Source organism: Dyella sp. Tek66A03 (assembly GCF_052567735.1).
On sequence record NZ_CP199584.1, the window covers coordinates 2,685,754 to 2,704,742 of the forward strand.

Genomic DNA, 18,989 nt, shown 5'->3' on the forward strand with positions numbered 1-18,989 from the left:
CCCCCCGCATGTCTGCGTGGCCGAATGATTTGCCACGGCTTCACCTTACACGGCTAGCATCGTAAAAAAGCGTCTTTGCGACGCCAGTGCGGCGAGAAGGCCCCGATGCGGCGCCTCGTCAGAGATTAGTCGCGTGGCGTGGGCGGTTCGCAAAGCGGCAGATTCATATCCACCCGGGTGCCTACACCGAGCTTGGAATCCAGATGCACCATGCCTTGCGATTGCTGCACGAAACCGTGGATCATCGACAAGCCCAGGCCGGTGCCCTGCCCCAGCGGTTTGGTCGTAAAAAACGGGTCGAATACCCGCGCAATCATCTCGTTGGGTATGCCCACGCCGTTGTCGGCGACGCTCACACTCCCAAACTGCTGCCCGTTTGGCCCAGGCGGCCCGGGCTGTGTGGTAATGCGAAGGTATCCGCCATTGGGCATGGCGTCCCGCCCGTTAATGGCCAGGTTGAGAAGCGCCGTCTCAAGTTGATTGGCATCACAAAACACGTAGAGCACGGACGGATTGAGCTTGATGTCAACGCTCACGCGCGCCCCAACCGTTCGTTCGAGCATTTCGGTCATGGATGAGACGAGCTGATTCAGATTAAGGCAGGTCGGCATCAACGGTTGGCGACGGGCAAACGCCAGCAAGCGCCGTGTCAGGTGCATGGCGCGCTCCACCGAACGCGCGGCGCCATCCAGGTAGTACTGCGCCTGCGCATTGTCACCCTTGGCGAGACGCAGGGAGGCCACTTCGAGCCCTCCGGTAATGGCCTGCAAGATGTTGTTGAAGTCGTGTGCCACGCCTCCGGTCAATTGCCCCAGTGCATCGAGTTTCTGGGATTGCACGAGCAGTTCGCGAGTAGCCTCAAGCTCCTGTTCGGCAGCACGCTGCTCGCTCATATCCCGGATGATATGTGCGTAGCCGCGCAATATATGATCCTCGTCTTTCAGCGCGCGCAACGATATGTGCGCGAGAAATCGGGTTCCATCCTTGCGAAAATTCCAATACTCCGCCTCGCAGCTGTCACGTTCCAGGGCTTCCTTTAGCAGTCGCCCCATAACGCCCGACAGTCGATCCTCTTCTGAAAAAAGCGTGGCGATCGGCATGCCCAGCATGTCGAGGCTATCGTAACCGCTGATGCTGCGCGCGCCTGCATTCCAGTGGCGCACACTACCGCGTTCGTCCAGCATGCAGATAGCGTAGTCAGGCACACCTTGGACAAATAGCCGAAAGCGCCGTTCGCTCTCCTCCAGCCTGGCGACGGCCTCCCAATGTTCCGTGACATCGCGCGTTACCTTGGCAAAACCTATGAGTTCGCCATCGCTATCGCGAATGGCATCAATGGCCACCAGTGCTCGGAACCGACTGCCATCGCGGCGAACGCGCCAAGCCTCCCCATTGAATCGCCCCTGCTCTCTGGCGATCGCCAACGCCTTGCCGGGCATGCCGTTGGCCCGATCTTCCGGGGTATAGAACATGGAGAAATTCTTGCCTAGCGCCTCTGCGGCACTATAGCCCTTGATCTGCTGCGCCCCGCTGTTCCAGCTGGTGATGTAGCCGTCCGGGTCCAGCATATAGATCGCGTAGTCCACCACCGACTGCACGAGCAACTGAAACCGCTCCTCCGTCGCTGAGGGCCTTTGAAATTCTCCCGTAGAAAACTCTTCCCGGTGACTCACAAATCCGCCTTGACTATGCCGCACAGGGGTTCTTTCGCCCCACATGAGTATTACCTGTCGTCGGTTCTATCGCATGCCTCAGCTACGACGGAAAGCAGGGTCTTTCGCCCATAGGGCTTGGCAAGAAAACGCATATCTGGATCGAGTGGCGTGTCTGACCAACCAAGATCACCCGACACAACGACCATGGCCGCGTGGCTGCCACGTGCCTTCAAGACCCGAGCAAGCTCAATGCCGTTCAGGCCTTCGCGCAGGTTGACATCGGTGAAGACGACATCGATGTCGGGCCGCTCTTCCGCCGCCCGCAGCGCCTGCTCGACACCCTGGGCAGGCAGCACTTCGTATCCTGCGTCTTCCAGCAGCAAGCTGGTCACTTCCATAACAGTCGTGTCGTCCTCGACGATCAATACAACGCTCACTGGACTCTCGGATCGGCCATCACGCTATTAGTGCAACGCACAACCGGTATGGAAATTGTGACGGCGCCGTGGAGATGGAGTCGGAGGCGTGCCTACCGTTCATGATCCATGAGCGATGGATACAGACACAACAACGCACGGCGAAGATGAGCCGACCGCGCATGAAGACTGAGGTCATACACCTTATATAAACGCCATTGACACATCCCGCATACACTATTGCGCAGATCTTCGAGGGTATAACTCGGGAGATGCTAAGTGGTTCACCGGTCATCGTCAGCCCTCGATTCAATCCGAAAGCCATCTCATGAGTAGGCCTGCGGATCGTGCGCGCGTCCTGGATGGCGAGGCATCCATCCACGTCCTCCGCGCGGATGGGGCCGAAGCAGAAGGTTCGCCGGATCCAGCCGCACGGGCCGCCTTTGAGCAGGGACCGAGACCGTCGGGCTCGCTTTCGACGGACTGCGCGGTGTTTGCACTGGATCGCAGAGGGCGCATTACGGCCTGCAATATAGAAGGCGAGCTGTTCAGCACACACCGCCCCGACGAAATGCTGGGCCGACACGTGCTGTCGCTGTTTGTCCGTGACCGGGCAAACCGTTGTCTGTTGAGAGAAGCCCTGAAGACGGTGAGGGCACGCCGCCGCGTACAGGGGGAAGCGAACATGCTGCGCCGGGGCAGCGAAGCTTTCGTCGCCCATGTTTCCGTCGACTCCATGGTCGGTGATGACGGGGTCGTGATCGGTTTCGTACTGATCGCCTGCGACAAAACCCAGCGACGCCAGGCCGAAGAGCGATTACGCGAAAGCGAGCGGCGCTTTCGCTTGTTTGCCAGCGGTGTGGCCGACGCTGCCATCTGCCTGATCGATCCGGATGGTCTGATTATCGATTGGAATAGTGGCGCGCAGCGGATGACCGGTTTTCAGTCTCGGGACGTTTGCGGCAAATCCTGCCAGCTGCTCTTCGATCAGGGTAATCGCGCGCGCGGCATGTTGCCTCGACTCCTGGCTCGTTCGGCCGAGGCCGGGCGCATTGAAGTGGAATGCATGATGATGCGCTCTGACGGCCGGGACTTTCCCGCCGAGCTGGTCGTCGACGCCGTCCATCATTGCGATGGATCCCTGCTCGGCTTCGCCCTGGTCCTGCGTGACATCTCCAGCCGCCGAACGCTGGAGCAGCGCCTGCGCGAAGCGCACGAAAAAATCCACCACGGTCAAAAGATCGAAGCCGTAGGCCAACTCGCTGGCGGCATTGCCCATGACTTCAACAATAGCCTGCAGGGCATTGTGAGCTCCCTGGAAATGGCCTCGTTTCATATGGAACGCGGCGCGGCGGACCGGGCCCAGCCTTGCGTGGAAACGGCCCTCGATGCAGCCGTACGCGCCGGTGGACTTACCCAGCGCCTGCTCGGGCTGGTGCGACGGCAGGCCCCGGCGAGCCATGGTGCCTCGGTCAGCCAGGTTCTGTCATCGCTGCGCGAACTGCTTCCACGCGTGCTAGGCGACGGCATCCAGCTCGAGGTGGCGGTGGCTCAAGACGTGCCGCCCGTACCCTGTGACGGCGGTCAACTCGAAGCCGCCCTGCTCAATTTGGCGATTAACGCCCGCGATGCCATGTCCGGACGTGGAGTACTCAGGATTTCAAGCGTGCTTTGTACGAGTGAAACACTGGTCGAACGTGCCGTGACGGTGGGGCGAAAGGTTGACGCCTATGCTGAAATCGCCGTATCCGACGACGGCCCGGGCATGAGCGAACATGTGCGCCTGCATGCACTGGAGCCCTTCTTTACGACCAAACCGAAGGGGCACGGTACCGGTCTTGGACTGGCCATGGTGCATGACCTCGTGACCCAGTACGGAGGCGCGATCGATATCCAGAGCGAACTCGGCCACGGGACCGCCGTACGGCTGTTCCTTCCATGCGGCGTCGCGACGGCGGAGGACGATCGCGATGGCCATGTGGTTCCCGTACCAGACCTTGCCGGTATCCGCATGCTGGTCGTGGAGAACGACGACATCATTCGACGGACGATCGCCGCGCGACTGCGCCAGCTCGACTGTCAGGTCTACGAGTCGCCCTCGGGCCGCGATGCCTTGCTGACGCTCTCGACCTGCCATGCGCTGGATCTGCTGCTATCGGATATCGATCTGCCCGGATTGGACGGTTACGAGTTATGCCGTGAGGCACGGCTGATATTTCCCTCGCTCCCCGTCATCTTGATGACCGGATATGCAGATGCGGAATTACTTGCCCGCCAAAGTCTGGACAATGCCGCGGAAACCCTGTTGAAGCCGTTCGATATGGGGGCCCTGCTCGCCAAGATCCACGTGCTGCTTGATACAGCGCATTAGGCCCGCAGGTTTTGCCGCGCGCGTGCGTGCACCCGGACACCCGGTCCGTACCCCACGTCGTTTTTTCCCATGACTGCAAATGTCGGATCGGCGCACCCGGCTTCGGCTTCTGCGGTACGAGGCCTGATCTACACCAGCGACAGCCTGCCAGGCATTCGTCGACACCGACGCGGCAAGGGCTTTGTGTATCGCGACGCCAAGGGTAAGCCGGTGCGGCAGGAAAAGACGCTTGCGCGAATTCGCTCGCTGGCCATACCGCCGGCCTATAACGACGTGTGGATCTGCGCGGATGCGCGAGGCCATCTCCAAGCCACCGGGCGCGATGCCAAGGGGCGAAAGCAGTATCGCTACCATCCGCGCTGGCGTCAGTTGCGCGATAGAGGGAAATTCTCACATATCACCGAGTTCGGCTCCGCCTTGCCTAGACTTCGACGGCGCGCGCGAAGAGACCTGACGCTTCCGGGCATGCCCCAGGACAAAGTCCTCGCCCTGCTGGTTCGTCTGCTGGATGAGACGCTGATCCGCATCGGCAACGAAGCTTATGCCTCAGAAAACGGCAGCTACGGCTTGACCACCTTGCGCAATAGACACATCCAATTCGAACCTGGGCGGCTGTACTTTTCGTTTCGGGCGAAGAGCGGCAAGCCAAGCCGAATCGCCCTGGACAACCAACGGTTGACCCGACTGGTGCGCCGCCTGCACCAACTTCCAGGACAGCGCTTGTTCCAGTATGTCGATGAACTTGGCGCCCATCGCCCTATCGACTCGGCCATGGTCAACCAATACATACACGAAGCAAGCGGTGGCGACTTTACCGCCAAAGATTTCAGGACATGGAAGGGCACCACCGCCGCGCTCGCCCTGCTGGCGTGCACTCGCCGCTCCAAGACCGCCGACGACCACGCCGTGCGTGCCCAGATCGCCGATGTCGTCCAGAAAGTTTCAACCTTACTCAGGAATACGCCGGCGGTCTGCCGAGCTTCCTATATTCATCCCGCCGCATTTACCGGGTGGCTGGATGGCAGTTTGCAGAAGGCAGTGTCGCGCACGACGGCAAGGAATCCTCGTCAACTGGAGCGAGCGGCCTTGCGTTTTCTTCAGCGCCACAAGGCCGCCAGGTGACCCATAGAGCTTGGTCGTCGGCCACGACCCCGGCTCGGTGCAGCCCTCACCTGCCGTCGCACGGGAATCATGGCCAACGGACTCGTGCAGGCAGCCCCACCCGAGGGCTACCCATGCATCTTGAATCTACTTCTTGTTGCCATTGCCATTGCCATTGCCTTAGTCGTGCATATGCCGCTTGGTGGCTCCCGCCAGTTCGTTCCTGCTCGACCCATCGTTGAACGACGCGCCGATATTTTCCAGTCTCGGCATCGTCGTCGCCGCTACGCGCCCAACGGTGCCTGCCGCAAACGTATGCCGTGCATCTCCAGAATCGCCCCCAGGCGCGCCGTAATCCACTCATCGTCCGCCGGTCTCGCACGTCCCAGAGATTCGAATACCAACTCTGAAAGCGCCAACCAAAAGCCTGCCTGGTCCTCGCCCTGGCCCATTAATGCGGGAATGGATTCCTCGATACGGCCGAGCGCGCGTTCGATCTGGAGCCGATCTGGCGGCGTCCGCTTCAGCACCGTGCGCGATCGCGCCGAAGGCATCGGGGCAAGTGCCATATCGATGGCCCCGGCAAAGATCCCACCCGTCTTCGATGGAAAAACGTCGTCCACTTGTGGCACGCAAAGGGGCCAGGCAGAAGCCATTTCGTTATCGGTCATCACGACCCCTCCCGGCATGCCCTAGGATTCGGCCCTTGAACGGGCCGGCGCATCGCTTCACACAGATCGAGTACCCCTGGCACTCGCTGTTATGGGCCGTGACCCTATCGATACGGTGACGGCCCATAACGCTGCCGAACCAGTCAGCGGATGTAGTAGTCCCGCACCTGGGTCGCGAAGGTCGTATCCGCAAAGTTGGGCCAGTGATCCTTATCAAACCCCGGTGCGTCCTTCAGACGGTCCTTCGCCACATCAAGCAGTAGCTGCTTGTTCTGACCGTCGACCTCGATGGCACTCCAGGGAACGGCGAATAGCTTCTCGCCCATGCCGAGCAGGCCACCGAACGACAACACGCCATAGGCGATGGAGCCGGTAGTCGTGTCAATCATGATGTCCTTCAGGTCGCCCAGCGATTCGCCCTGCAGGTTCTTCACCGAGTCGCCGGTCAAGGTCGATGCCGATAGGTATTGGGGAGCGGTAGTCATGGTCATGGAATGATTTCCTCAATCAAAAGCGCCGCCGATGCCAGCTGCTCGGCGATCCACGGCAGATTGCTCTTGCCGTCGTGATACCGATGACTTGTAGAAGTGACGAATAAAACCCTTCCGTCTTTAAAAAAAAATCACCGAACCGTGACGCAACACATCGGCCTCGTCACGAGCAAACATGCATACGGTCAAGTACAGCCCGCACTGTCACATCAATCGTTGACGTCATGGCAGCGACGCTCTGTTGTGTAGGTTGCGTTGTTGTTCTGATGACTCTTCTGCACCTGATTTCCCACTACACCGCCCGCCACTGCACCGCCAACCGTGGCCAGGGTCTTGCCCCTACCACCGCCCACCTGATTTCCCAACACGCCACCGGCTACGGCGCCGATAGCCGTGCCGGCAACGCGATGGGTATCGCTTGAATTAACGTGCTTGACTTGCACGTCTTCGCACACCACATGCGTGTGATGGCCTGTGTCGTTCTGCGCCTTTACCGACGCCACGTGGCCTGTTGTCATCAGTGCCACGGCTACTGCGATCGCCAGCCTTTTCATAAATACCTCCTGCCAAACCTTGGCTTTTGGAGTACGCGCCACCTCGTGACAGGAAGGTTAACTTTCACCCTGGCGCTCAGGATTCGTTTGGCTTGACGAGCGTCTACAACTCGGCCAGCCGAGAAGATCCAACCCAATCTAAATACCAGAATTCAGATTCACATCTATCTCACTACGCGAGTCGTCTTCTCTCCTCCGCAAAGTTTCTATAGGTGTTTGGAGGTTGGCCATGCGAAGCCGCGTTCCGCAATCCGCAGTGATCCTGATGATCGAAGACAATCGTGAGATTGCCGAGATGGTGGGCGAGTTTCTTGAGCGTCGCGGCTATTCGATAGACTATGCCGCAGACGGCTTGAGCGGCCTGCACCTGGCCGTCGCCAATAGCTACAACGCGGTCGTGATCGACCTGACACTTCCCGGCATGGACGGACTCGACGTCTGCAGAAACCTGCGACGCGAAGCAAAGAAGTCGACGCCTATTCTCATGCTTACCGGTCGCGATACTCTGGACGACAAGCTCGTCGGTCTCGAGGCCGGCGCCGACGACTACCTCGTCAAGCCGTTTGAATTACGCGAACTCGAAGCACGCTTGCGAGCATTGATTCGTCGAGACCGACATCAGGTTTCTACCCGGACGCTAAGCGTCGGCGACCTGACGCTAGACACCGCGACACTCCGCCTTGAGCGCGCGGGACGCGAATTGGTGGTGTCTCCCATCGGCTTGAAAGTGCTCGCCATCCTGATGCGGGAATCGCCCCGCGTCGTCAGTCGCCAGGACATCGAGCGCGAGATATGGGGTGACACCCTGCCAGACTCAGACACGCTGCGATCGCATCTCTATAACTTGCGTCGCATCGTCGACAAGCCGTTCGGTTACCCACTTCTGCATACCATTCACTCTGCCGGGTATCGATTGGGTGATGTGCCGCAGGACGATGTGCTGGCGCCATCCATGGCGAGCGGCTCGGTCGCCCGCTGATCTGACTGTTAACCCATGCATTCGCTTCGGCGGCTGGCCAAGATCGCCTTTGATGTCCGGGTCGCTCGCCATCACTCCATGAGGACCTCCGCATGAACGCTTCTGTTTACTGCACCGCCAAAACCGTCGAGCAGGCGGAAAGCATTGTGCTTCAGCTGAAGCAGAGCGGTTTCACGAATAATGATGTCTCCGTCTTGCTTCCCGACAAACGCGGCACCATGGACTTCGCCCACGAGCACAATACCAAGGCGCCCGAGGGCGCTACCGCGGGCGGCATCGCTGGACTCGGGGTAGGCGCAGCCCTGGGCTGGCTTGCCGGCATCGGCGTGCTGGCCATCCCGGGCATTGGCCCCTTCATCGCGGCAGGTCCGATCATGACGGCGCTCAGCGCTGCGGCGGTCGGCACTGCCGCCGGTGGCATCATTGGCGCTTTGGTGGGCATGGGTATCCCGGAGTTCGAGGCAAAGCGTTACGACGCGAAGATTCGCGAGGGAAATATTCTTATCTCCGTGCATACCGAAGATGGCAAGCAACGCGATATCGCCAAGAACGTGTTCAAAGACAACTACGCGGACGATATTGCGAGCGCCACCGAAGCAAGGGCCAAGTAGCCGCGCACCCGGTGCAGTTGGCTAACCTTTCGCGCTTTACGGATACCGTGCTTCCGCAAGGCGGCTGGGTTCGATCCTCTTACGGATTGAGACTGTAGGGCCCGACACTTCGTTGCTGCCATGGCCACTGCACCTTCCCAGCATGATTGATGAGCTACCTTCCCGCTGCGCAACGTCTGGTTCCAGGACCTATGTCTACCTGCTTCCTTGCCGGCATGAAGATCTGCTTAAGATTGGACTGACGCAAACGCCCTTGAAGCGGATGCGTAGTTTTCACAGGCGCTATTTCGACCTGTTTGACTTGCACAGAGGCTGGTTGCTCGAACTGGATCGACTCGGCCAAGCCAGAACCGTTGAACGACATCTGCTTCGCACCCTGGTCGAGCAGCGCAGCCTGCCGCCCTTGGTGGTGGCGCGTGCGGCGGGTGGCTACACCGAGTGGCACAGGGGCGCATACGAGGAGGCAACGGCGCTCATGCAACAGGCGTCGACGGCTGGCGGCCACGCACTATTCGCGCTCGACCAATGGCTCTACAGCTACTTCCTCCAACGCGCAGACTTACTCCACGATTGGTCTCTTGGCATGCTGGACCAGATCGAATATCAGACGCATAACGTGCCACGCGAATTGTGGTGCTTGGGGCCTTCCCGTGCGCTGCGCGACACCTTGTCGGCTTGCATCGCGACGGGTTTAGAGCCTTGGCGCTGGGTGCCGCCAGCGGTCAAGGACTGGTACGAAGCGTGGGATACCTAATCCTTGACCCTTCGAAACCCGGCGCGTCCTTATGACGATCGCCTTACTCGATAGCGAATGGTCGCCCTGGGTAACGACGCAGGTGGTAAACCCTATGCACGTTGCCACCACCCAACCATCCCCCTATCGAAGCCGCAATCAGCGCCAGTACTCCGCTCAGGAACGTGATCCAGCCCGCCATCGACAAGTAGTGCGCCGCATGCGCAGCCTTCACTCTCAATTCCGTTTGGGCAGCGTCGACCAGCCCCGACCAACGGTTCATGGCCAGGTCGATGGCTTCGGGACTATTGGTGGTGTAGGCGAGCAGGAGCGCCTTGGCCGTACCACCGTGCCCCGCCAGCAGCGATCCGACCACGGCATCGTCTACCGATGGCTCGACGGCGCCTGCCGGCGCGCTGTTGATCAAGCGGTGCACATTCGCGCGCAGCATGAGTACCGCGTCGTCACCCGAGGCGGTCGCCATAGGGGATGGCGTGCTCGCCCTAGCGGTGCCCGGCTTGTCGTGATGAAGCGCAGCACCCATACCTAAAGCTAGCCAAAGGGCGGTCGCCGTAAGGGACACTCCCCACACGGCGATGCCATGCATGGCGCCCATGGTTTCATCGCCATTGCCGTCAAACCAACTGGCGAACATGCCGCCCACAAAGAGGCCGGCGGCCCAACTGACCACGACCCATACGGCGGTGCCGATACCGATACCCTTGGCCACCGTAGCGACATCATGCGAGTTGAACGCCGCAAATCCGAGCGCCAGGCCGGCGACGTAGAGAAGGCCCGCAACGCCGGTCGCGACGAACCAGCCGGCAAAAATAGCCCCCCAGTTCATTCGGGGATAGCTGGGACTGCCTTCAGCCAGTCCTGAAGTACTAATAACCTGTGCCATGACGTCACCCTCCGGCGTTTGATGAGCGATGCACCTTGAAAGAATAGTCAGGCACAACCTCGTAGCAGTGCGATGAGGATGAGCACGGGAATTGGCACACCCAAGATCCAAAGCAATACATAGCCGATACCGCCACGCTCTCTTTCGTGCGCGCGAATCGGCTCGCCCCTTTGAGAAATTTCTACGCGGTCTGACATTACGGTTTCTCCTTGAACGCCAAGAGTGACCAAGGCCTGCCTCGATAAGCTGAGGTCGACGGCGTTATTCGTATGTGATGTTTTGTGCTCGACGTCGTGATCATCTTGAGCCGCACTGCATGACGACGGTTCGAACACTATGGGATCACTACGTATTGACGAAGCTCCGTGCATCGTCAAGCAAGCTTCGCCGCATCGTCGAGGGCAAAGTCAATCGCCGATGGATTCATCCAAGGTGAGGTTGATGGCAATCACTTGCAGGCCGAAGGATTGGGCTTGCTCCAAGGGTCCCCATGAATGGCGAACGCTCATTTGCTGAAACAGTACGCGACTTGCCAGTGCTCTCCGCCGACATCGCTCTCGGCGAATGTAGTCTGCTGATCGTTGCGCCTCATCCAGACGAAGAGGCACTCGGTTGCGGCGGCCTGCTGTCCTGGGCGTCGCACCGCAATCGCAGGATTCGTATCCTCTTCCTCACCGACGGTGAGGCCTCACATCCTGGCTCGCTCACCCATCCTCCCGCACGGCTCGCCAGCGTACGCCGGGACGAAGCACGCGCGGCGGCCGCATGCCTTGGCCTGCATGAAGAGCAACTCGCCTTTCTTGGATTGCCCGACGGCGCGCTGGAAACACTCAATGCCGCGCAAACCCAGGCTGCGCTAAATCGCATAAGCGGCTGTGCGCTCGAACTGGCCCCCGCACTTACCTTGGTCACGGCGTGGACCGATCCACACGGCGACTATCAAGCTGCGTATCGGCTGGTTCGACGCGCACTGGAAACGGTCCGCGACGCGCAGTTGCGTACCTATCCGGTATGGAGCTGGCTGCTGGAGGCAGGGCAATTCGGCGGCCGTCTCAAGGGTTGTCGCGTCGACGTCGCCGCGCACTCCCACATCAAACGGCAGGCGATTCAGGCTCATGCCAGCCAGCTCGGACGGGTCGTCCATGACAGCACGATCGGCACCGTGCTCACCGAGCAATTGCTTAGCCATGCCAATGCCGATTACGAGGTGCTCCTTGAACCCACACTATGATCACCACTTTCTCAAGGCGCTACACCTCGCCCATGCCGATCCATGGAATGTACGCATGAGCGCCTATGCGAAGGCCAAAGCCAAGATGACGTACGCACAAGTGCAGCCATGAACGTCTCCGTAGAAGCACTGCCCCCGCCCGTACCAGAAGATGCGACATCCAAGTCTGACGCCCTTCCATGGTGGCGGCGCATGGGCGCAGGCCTGGTCACGGGAGCCGCCGACGATGATCCGAGCGGCATTGCCACTTATTCCCAGGTGGGTGCGCGCTTCGGCTACGCCACGCTGTGGACGATGCTGTTGGCCATGCCCTTGATGATCGCCATTCAGATGGTGAGCGCACGCATTGGTCGCGTCACCGGCAGAGGACTGGCCGACAATATGCTCCGGTACTACCCGAAAGCGCTCGTACAAGGATTGGTGCTGCTTCTTCTGGTAGCCAATGTCATCAACCTTGGGGCTGATATCGCGGCCATGGGCGCGGCGCTGCAACTGCTTATCGGCGGCCCGGCACTGGCTTATGCGATGGGGTTTGCCGTGCTTTCACTGGCGCTGCAGGTTTTCATCCCGTTCTCACGCTACTCGGCATTTTTAAAAGTATTGACGCTTAGCCTGTTCGCCTACGTGGCCACGATATTCGTGGTCAAGATTCCCTGGGCCGAAGTGCTCAAGCAGACCATTCTTCCGAGTATTCATCCGAGCAGCCAATTCGCCATCGCCATTGTCGCCATTCTCGGAACGACCATCAGTCCCTACCTGTTTTGTTGGCAAGCCGCACAGGAGGTGGAAGAGGTAAAGCAGAGCGACGAACGCGAGCCACTCAAACACGCCCCCGCCCAGGCACCCGATGCCCTGAAACGGATTCAGATCGACACGACAAGTGGCATGGTGTTTTCCAATATCGTGGCCTATTTCATCATCCTGACCGCCGCTGCGGTGCTGCATGCTCACGGAAAAACCGAGATCCAATCCTCGGCGGAAGCGGCAGCGGCATTGAAACCTGTCGCCGGCCGTTTTGCTTTCTGGTTGTTCGCTGCAGGCATCATCGGCACCGGCCTGCTAGCGCTCCCAGTGCTCGCCGGCGCTACGGCCTACGCGACGGCGGGTGCATGGAAGCAACCCTACGGCCTGGAACGAAAACCACGCGAGGCTCGATGGTTCTACGGTGTCCTGATCGGCGCCATGACGCTTGGATCCTTGTTGAACCTGACGCCCATCGACCCGATCAAGGCACTTTTTTGGAGTGCGGTGATCAACGGCGTAGCGGCCGTACCCATGATGGTGGTCATCTTGCTGCTCGCGCGAAATCAGGCAGCGATGGGGAAATTCGTCATCGGCGGCTGGTTATGGGGCTTGGCATGGCTGGCGACAGCCGTCATGGCTGTGGCTGCCGTCGTCATGTTCGTCACCTGGGGCAAGGGATGAGCCGTTCGCTGCCCGCTGCGCCGGACGAACCAAGGGGACCTTGCAACCGCATTCATCCATCGGCAACCCCCAGCATGAGTCGGGCCGTCCATGTGGCGGCATTGACGGCGCCTGGTTCACAAGGTGGCGTTCAAACGGCGATAGCCGCGATCCGGCTCCCTACCCGAGACACGATTAAATCGTCTGCACGGAACTACGGGTGGCTATGCGCAACATTCGTCTGAACTTCCGAATAAGACGGCGCCAGCGGCCCGATATCTCCAAGCCGGTAGCCGGACGAATGAATGGTGTGCAGCAAGGGCCGCTCGAACGGCTTGTCCATCACACGGCGGAGATTGTAGAGGTGGGAACGAAGCGTGTCGGAATCCGGCAACGCGTCGCCCCAGATCTCCCTCTCCAGAGCGCGACGAGTAACCACGCGCGGCGACTCCCGCATAAGGATCGCGAGCAATTTCAGACCGATCGGGGAGACGATCAGCTCCCGGCCTGCTCTCGTCAAGCGCAACGTCGCCGTGTCAAGCGCCAGGTCCTCCACCTGTAGTACCTGGGTCGACACTTGCTGCCGATCGCGCCGGATCAGTGCACGCAAACGCGCCTCAAGTTCGCGCAGAGCGAAAGGCTTGACCAGATAATCGTCCGCGCCAGCCTCAAGGCCGGACACCTTGTCTTCCAGCGAACCCTTGCCGGTCAGCAGCAGGACGGGCGTCGAGTTCTTTGCATCGCGGCGCAGCTTTCTACAGACATCCAAGCCATCCATGCCGGGCAAAGTGACGTCGAAAACCAGCGCGTCATAGCTATTCGTCACCGCCAGATGAAGGCCGGTAACGCCGTCGGCGGCGTAGTCCACCGAATACCCCCGATGGTCGAGGAACTCGCCGGCCATTTCGGCGACTGTGCGATCGTCGTCAACCAGAAGAATGAGGCCGGATTGTTGATTATGGGTACGCATGGCCGTTCTCCAGCCCAAGGGTTACTGAGGCCTTGAGCAAACGATTCATGCCGTGAGATGGATGTGAAACTACCGAGTAACATTTAGATTGCATTGAGGGCGACGTGGACAAATGCGCCAATGCAATACGTGGCTCCCCGACGGACCCCTCGCCGTGGGCAGGTCGGAGATTTGTCCAGAGGCCCCCGCATGCTCGGCGGTGCATGCTGCGGCACGCGTCGCCCCAACCCTGAGACGATCGGAAGGTTGCCACCCCTCTTAGTTGAGCCTCTGACCTTGCTCATCGTTGCCCGACGGGGGCGCTGGCATCTAGAACTGCCAGCGCAAATAGGCCTTGACCCCATGATCGCTGCTATTGCTGCCAATCAGTCCGGAGTAAGTGATGCCGGCATCGATATCGCGTGCGAGATTGCCACCGAGTCCGACATCCGCAGCCAGTGCGTCCCTATCCAGTGATGCCCCCACGACGCCGAACGGCGTTCCGCCCGTGAAGCTCAACGCAGCCGATGGCGTAAGTTGCCCAAAGGTGTGCCGCCAACCCACGCTGGCGCGCAATTCCAGCGAAGCATGCCCGGTGAAGTTCAGCGGCACGATGAGCCGGGTGCCCAGGGTGGTGAAGGTGTTGCTGTTGCTGTCGCCATGGCCAGACAGCGCGGTGGCAGGGTCACCCTGTTCCTGGAAGCCATTCGAGCGTAGCCGGACATAGGCGGCGTTGAGGAACGGCAGCAGGTCTGCGTCGTGACCTTGCATGTCATAGGCGATCTCGCCCCAGCCCTGCGTGGTACCTGCTTTATAGTCAGAGGACAGCGTCGCCTGGTAGCCGGCGTACGACGGATGTCGCGTCATGGTTACGTCGTGCCAGGTGTAGGCCACGCCGCCGTTGAAACGCCACTGCCCCTGGTCGTTGCCCGTATAGAGACCCACGTGATAGTCGTCGCTGGAACCGGACGAGTTGAGGCTGTCGACGTTGAACGTGGTGTGGCTATAGCCACCCACGACGCCCAGCCGCCATGCCGCGCCGAGTTCGCGATCGGCGCCCATGAAGAAGCCGCCGATGTCGCGATCGAAGGTGGCGGTGTCGTTATGGCTGTTGTAATCACCCCAGGAACCAAATGCATGGCCCCAAAGGCCATTGGCGCCCGCGTTGCCGTCGGTCGTCGGGGACAGGGAGTCGCTATCGCCGTGCATGCGGTAGCTCACCGCCTCACGAAGGAAACGGCTGTCGTCGATGAAGGCGCCGCGTACCGAGGCGTAGGCTTCGCCGGAAAGCTCACCCAGGTCATGGCAGGCGTCAGCATCGCTTTGCGAATCCATCACGATGGCCGTGAGCGCGGCATTGTTGCCGCCCGCCGATTGCAACCCGACCGCAGCGGCGTGGGGATTACGCCGACAGGCGGCATCGCTCAGCGAGCGTGTCTGATTGACCTGCAGGTAGGCGTGGTTGGCGTCATAGCTGGCCTGCAGTGTTGCGAACGGGGAGACCGCGGTGTCGCCGCTGATACCGAAGCTGCCAGTGAGCCCGCCATCGGCGTCGAGCACGGTGTAGCGAGTGCCCAGCGAGTACGGCGTATTCACGATGGGCGAAACCTGCAGGACCGCACCAGGGGCCAGCGTCGCCGTGCCGCTTGCGTGGATGAGATCAGACTGGGTAGAGGCAGGGTCGAGTTGTACCTGGTAGATCGCGCCGGCGTTCTGCACATAGTTGCCCTGCACCGTCAGCGTACCGATCGAATGACCCGGAGCGATCGTCGAGCCGGACTGCATCGTGGTGGCGCCCATCGTGCCGTTGCCGATCAGCGTGGTGCCGCTGGCCATGGTTACGGTCGCACCGGGTACGCTTCCGTCCACCGACAAGGTGCCAGCCGTGATCTGCGCCTGCCCGCTGAACGTGCCATTGCCAGTGAGTGCGAGCGTGCCGGTGCCGTACTTGGTCAAGGTACCGCTGCCGCCCAACGGGCCCGATAGGGTCAGCTGGGTACCCGTGTCGGTAGCGATCCCGCCCGTGTTCTCCACCGACACGTTGCGCGCCGAACTGAAGCTCGCGGTGTTCTCCAGCACGCCACCTGCCAGGGTTAGAGCCCCCGAAGCATCGCCGAGATTGCCATCCGAGGACACCCGCACTGTTCCCCCCTCGATACGGGTTCCGCCGGTATAGGTATTGCTGCCCGACAACACCAGGGTTCCCGCATCGTCCTTGACTAGCATGGCGCCGCCAGCCAGTGGCGCGCTGATGGTGGCGGTGAAGCCGAGGCTATCTTGCGAGCCATCGCCCACGCGTATCAGTGCCTGCGTGCCAACCAAGGTAAGCGGATCGCCCGAAACCTGGTATCCATCGACAGCGAACTGCATGCCGTACGCGCTCACGGCGCCGAGACTGTTGTCGACGGTCACATGGCCCGGCGTACTCGTAAAGACCGCAAACGAACCGTCGACGAACGGCGTGTTCGCACTGGCATTCTCGTCGGTCCAGTTGTGGTTGCCGGCAGAACTCTGCCACGAGCCGGCTCCGCCATGAATCACGCCGTCGCTGGCAGCGCTTGCCGCCCCGTTCCAGAAGACCAACCCCGGCAAGGTCGGCGCTTCCGCGCTCGGCGGGTATACCAGGTTGACCTCGTTGGGTACGGCCGTCTGCACGGATAGTCCCGTGACCGGCGCGGTGCCCAGCCTCAAGCCCAGATTCGTCAGCGATCCGCTGTAGTCGATGATGCGATAGACGCCGCTTTCAAACTCGTGACCCGCCGCCTCGGCGACGTTGAGTGTGCCCCCCAAGGTCAAATTGCCACCCACCGTCACAAGGTCATTGAAGTGGGAACCGCCGTTGCTCGCTTGCCCAAAATCGTAATTGAGGATCGAGCCGCTACTCAGGGCAAGGTCTCCATTGATCGCAAGCGTGCCGACCTGTTGCGTGGCGGGACCCGGCGCGAGGATACCGCCGCTAGCCACCGCGACATTGCCGCCTAGCGTTCCATTGCCGCCAAGCTGAGCACCACTGGCCACGGTGGTCGCAGTGCTTGCCGTACCAAGCGGGCCGTTAACCCACAAGGTGCCACCGTTGACCTGGACCGGACCGGCGAAGGTGCTGCTGTTGCCCGAAAGCGTCTCGCTGCCGCCCGCCATCGCCAGCGCACCCGTGCCAGTCAATGCGCCGCTAAACGTGTCGTTGGCGGCGGTCACGTTCAGTGTGTTTGCGCCGAGGTTGACCACACCGCTTCCTGCCAGACTGGTGATGTTTGCCACCGGATCGACCGCGGAAATATCGAACGTGCCGTTGGCGACCACGCGACTGGAGGAGGCAACGCTGCCTGACCCTACCAATGCCAATACGCCCCCATTCACATCCGTCTCGCCGGTGAACGTATCGACTGCGCTCAGCGCCAGTGTGCCGGCGCCGGTCTTGGCAAGCGCACCTCCGCCTGACAACACGCCGGACCAGTTCACACCAAGGCCGTTGGTGTCAATCGTCGATGTGGTTCCTGCGACGAGAGTCGCGTTGACGGTTCCGTTCAATGCCGAACCGATCGCCTGAATCGTGCCGCCACCGAGGTTGAATACATAGGTTCCGCCCGTGTTGTTGAAGTCCCCGTTTAGCGAGCTGCCGCCGATTTGCAGCGTGCCGCCGTTGAGGTTGTAGGTCCCGTTGCCGGTGGCGGCCAGGAACAGGCGGGAGCCGCCATCGATGGTGAGCGTCCCGCCGGTCTGGTTGATCGTACCGCTGCCTGGCGTGACGCTGGGATCCGTGGCCGAGCCATTGCTGCCGATGAACAGTGTCGCGTTAGTCAGCACCATGCTGCCGCTGCCGCTCAGGTTCAGGACGCCCGTACTGGAGCGCTGGGCAGAAGCGCTCGAGCTCGCGCCGTTACGACCGATCACGATGAAGTTGGTGGTACCGGTGCCGTCGAAGGACAGCGTGCCGCCGGAAAGATTGTAGGTACCCTGGCCGCCCTGATTGCCGATATTGAGCGATGCGGCGTTGCCATTCCCGCCCATCATCACGTTGCCGCCGGACTGGTTCACCGTCCCGATGCCGCCGAAGTCGCCAACCTGAAAAGTCGTACCCACGGCCAGTGTCCCGCCGCTGACATTGAGGGCGCCAACCGAAGGCGCATTCCCCGTAAAAGGATTACTACCGCTGCCTACCGAGAGAAAGGTTACATTGGTCGTGCCGCTGGTCTGCGCGACGGCACCATCGAGTATGTGAAATTCGCCGCCAGTGATCGTCGCACCGCTAATCGTGAATATGCCGCTACCGGCCTTTGCCAGGGCGCTGTTGGTGGGATTGATATTGATCGTTCCCGAGAAACTGCTGCTGAAGCTCTGCGTGCCGGTCGCGTCGATCCCGACGATGGTGGAGCCATTGGCGGGCGTGTTGACGGTCCCGTTGCCCGACAGGTCGGGCTGAAAGTCCACGACTTGGGCACGCAGTGGCAATGGCAATAGCGCTGTCATCCAAAGGACATTTAGCATCATCAGTCGGTAGAGCGTCGTATGCCGCGGCCATCCAAGTGACGCCACTCGATGGCGCAAAAGCCCCTCCGCTCCCTGCCCTGCTGTGGTTGTCCGCATGACGCAGCCTCCCTTTCTTACGCAAGCCCTCGACGCCGCAATATTGCTGGCGCCGTTGCCGGCACGTACACGGCCATGCCGGATCGGATGCTTCGCTCGGGGAATGTGCAGCGAAGCCAATGCCAACTTTCAGTGTGGCTACAAACTTCGGGATTCACTCGATCCGAATTTGCATACAAGTCACAGCCGTCGTACTTGGCGATGGATAGACACCCGCATGGAACGTCTGGGAAAACGCCTTCAGCGACAGCACAGCGCTCGGCTGCAGGGAACGGGCAAGCTTGGTCGCCGAATCAGCCAACCAATGCGTCCCAACCGGCTACGTTGCCAGCATC

The 18,989-nt window shown here is 60.7% G+C and carries 16 protein-coding genes; 8 read left to right on the forward strand and 8 right to left on the reverse strand.

Annotated elements, in window-relative coordinates; translation table 11 throughout:
* Positions 1–125: 125 nt before the first annotated feature.
* Positions 126–1,718, reverse strand: a complete 1,593-nt coding sequence (locus ACT01B_RS11840; protein ID WP_445143460.1) for a PAS domain S-box protein — start codon at positions 1,716–1,718, stop codon at positions 126–128.
* Positions 1,719–1,723: 5 nt separating this feature from the next.
* Positions 1,724–2,080, reverse strand: coding sequence for a response regulator (locus ACT01B_RS11845; RefSeq protein WP_445143461.1), 357 nt, complete (start codon positions 2,078–2,080; stop codon positions 1,724–1,726).
* A gap of 319 nt (positions 2,081–2,399) precedes the next feature.
* Here ACT01B_RS11845 and ACT01B_RS11850 point away from each other — a divergent pair, with 319 nt between their 5' ends.
* Together ACT01B_RS11850 and ACT01B_RS11855 are read left to right on the forward strand one after the other, a co-directional pair.
* The gene (locus ACT01B_RS11850; RefSeq protein WP_445143462.1) at positions 2,400–4,442 is read left to right on the forward strand and encodes a PAS domain S-box protein; all 2,043 of its coding nucleotides are present in this window, start codon (positions 2,400–2,402) and stop codon (positions 4,440–4,442) included.
* Between the two features lie 69 nt (positions 4,443–4,511).
* On the forward strand, positions 4,512–5,564 hold the full coding sequence (locus tag ACT01B_RS11855; protein WP_445143463.1) for a DNA topoisomerase IB: 1,053 nt from the start codon (positions 4,512–4,514) through the stop codon (positions 5,562–5,564).
* 263 nt (positions 5,565–5,827) lie between these two features.
* Here ACT01B_RS11855 and ACT01B_RS11860 read toward each other — a convergent pair whose 3' ends face one another.
* The 3 genes from ACT01B_RS11860 to ACT01B_RS11870 form a co-directional block, all read right to left on the reverse strand.
* Positions 5,828–6,214 (reverse strand): hypothetical protein, encoded by a 387-nt coding sequence (locus ACT01B_RS11860; protein ID WP_445143464.1) that lies wholly within the window; start codon positions 6,212–6,214, stop codon positions 5,828–5,830.
* A 143-nt stretch (positions 6,215–6,357) separates the two neighbouring features.
* A complete protein-coding gene (locus ACT01B_RS11865) occupies positions 6,358–6,705 on the reverse strand; it encodes a PRC-barrel domain-containing protein (RefSeq protein WP_445143465.1) in 348 nt (115 codons plus the stop codon).
* Positions 6,706–6,914: 209 nt separating this feature from the next.
* Positions 6,915–7,259: a glycine zipper 2TM domain-containing protein gene (locus ACT01B_RS11870; protein WP_445143466.1), complete on the reverse strand. Its 345-nt coding sequence runs from the start codon at positions 7,257–7,259 to the stop codon at positions 6,915–6,917.
* A 229-nt stretch (positions 7,260–7,488) separates the two neighbouring features.
* On the opposite strand from ACT01B_RS11870, the gene ACT01B_RS11875 reads away from it, so the two are divergent.
* The 3 genes from ACT01B_RS11875 to ACT01B_RS11885 all read left to right on the forward strand — a co-directional run bounded on the left by ACT01B_RS11875 (position 7,489) and on the right by ACT01B_RS11885 (position 9,603).
* Positions 7,489–8,238, forward strand: a complete 750-nt coding sequence (locus tag ACT01B_RS11875) for a response regulator transcription factor (RefSeq protein WP_445143467.1) — start codon at positions 7,489–7,491, stop codon at positions 8,236–8,238.
* A 92-nt stretch (positions 8,239–8,330) separates the two neighbouring features.
* Positions 8,331–8,849, forward strand: coding sequence for a hypothetical protein (locus ACT01B_RS11880; RefSeq protein WP_445143468.1), 519 nt, complete (start codon positions 8,331–8,333; stop codon positions 8,847–8,849).
* Positions 8,850–8,991: 142 nt separating this feature from the next.
* A complete protein-coding gene (locus ACT01B_RS11885) occupies positions 8,992–9,603 on the forward strand; it encodes a GIY-YIG nuclease family protein (protein WP_445143469.1) in 612 nt (203 codons plus the stop codon).
* Between the two features lie 43 nt (positions 9,604–9,646).
* Here ACT01B_RS11885 and ACT01B_RS11890 read toward each other — a convergent pair whose 3' ends face one another.
* The gene (locus tag ACT01B_RS11890) at positions 9,647–10,486 is read right to left on the reverse strand and encodes a hypothetical protein (protein ID WP_445143470.1); all 840 of its coding nucleotides are present in this window, start codon (positions 10,484–10,486) and stop codon (positions 9,647–9,649) included.
* Positions 10,487–11,021: 535 nt separating this feature from the next.
* On the opposite strand from ACT01B_RS11890, the gene ACT01B_RS11895 reads away from it, so the two are divergent.
* The 3 genes from ACT01B_RS11895 to ACT01B_RS11905 all read left to right on the forward strand — a co-directional run bounded on the left by ACT01B_RS11895 (position 11,022) and on the right by ACT01B_RS11905 (position 13,142).
* Positions 11,022–11,717, forward strand: coding sequence for a PIG-L deacetylase family protein (locus ACT01B_RS11895; protein WP_445147473.1), 696 nt, complete (start codon positions 11,022–11,024; stop codon positions 11,715–11,717).
* Entirely contained in the window at positions 11,701–11,829 is a 129-nt protein-coding gene (locus tag ACT01B_RS11900) for a hypothetical protein (protein ID WP_445143471.1), read from the forward strand. The genes ACT01B_RS11895 and ACT01B_RS11900 overlap by 17 nt, the downstream gene beginning before the upstream one ends.
* 80 nt (positions 11,830–11,909) lie before the next feature.
* Entirely contained in the window at positions 11,910–13,142 is a 1,233-nt protein-coding gene (locus ACT01B_RS11905; RefSeq protein ID WP_445147474.1) for an NRAMP family divalent metal transporter, read from the forward strand.
* A 193-nt stretch (positions 13,143–13,335) separates the two neighbouring features.
* On the opposite strand, the gene ACT01B_RS11910 is transcribed toward ACT01B_RS11905, so the two are convergent.
* Complete coding sequence (locus ACT01B_RS11910) at positions 13,336–14,091, reverse strand: response regulator transcription factor (protein WP_445143472.1); 756 nt, start codon at positions 14,089–14,091, stop codon at positions 13,336–13,338.
* A gap of 309 nt (positions 14,092–14,400) precedes the next feature.
* Positions 14,401–18,525 (reverse strand): autotransporter domain-containing protein, encoded by a 4,125-nt coding sequence (locus ACT01B_RS11915; protein ID WP_445143473.1) that lies wholly within the window; start codon positions 18,523–18,525, stop codon positions 14,401–14,403.
* Between the last annotated feature and the right edge of the window lie 464 nt (positions 18,526–18,989).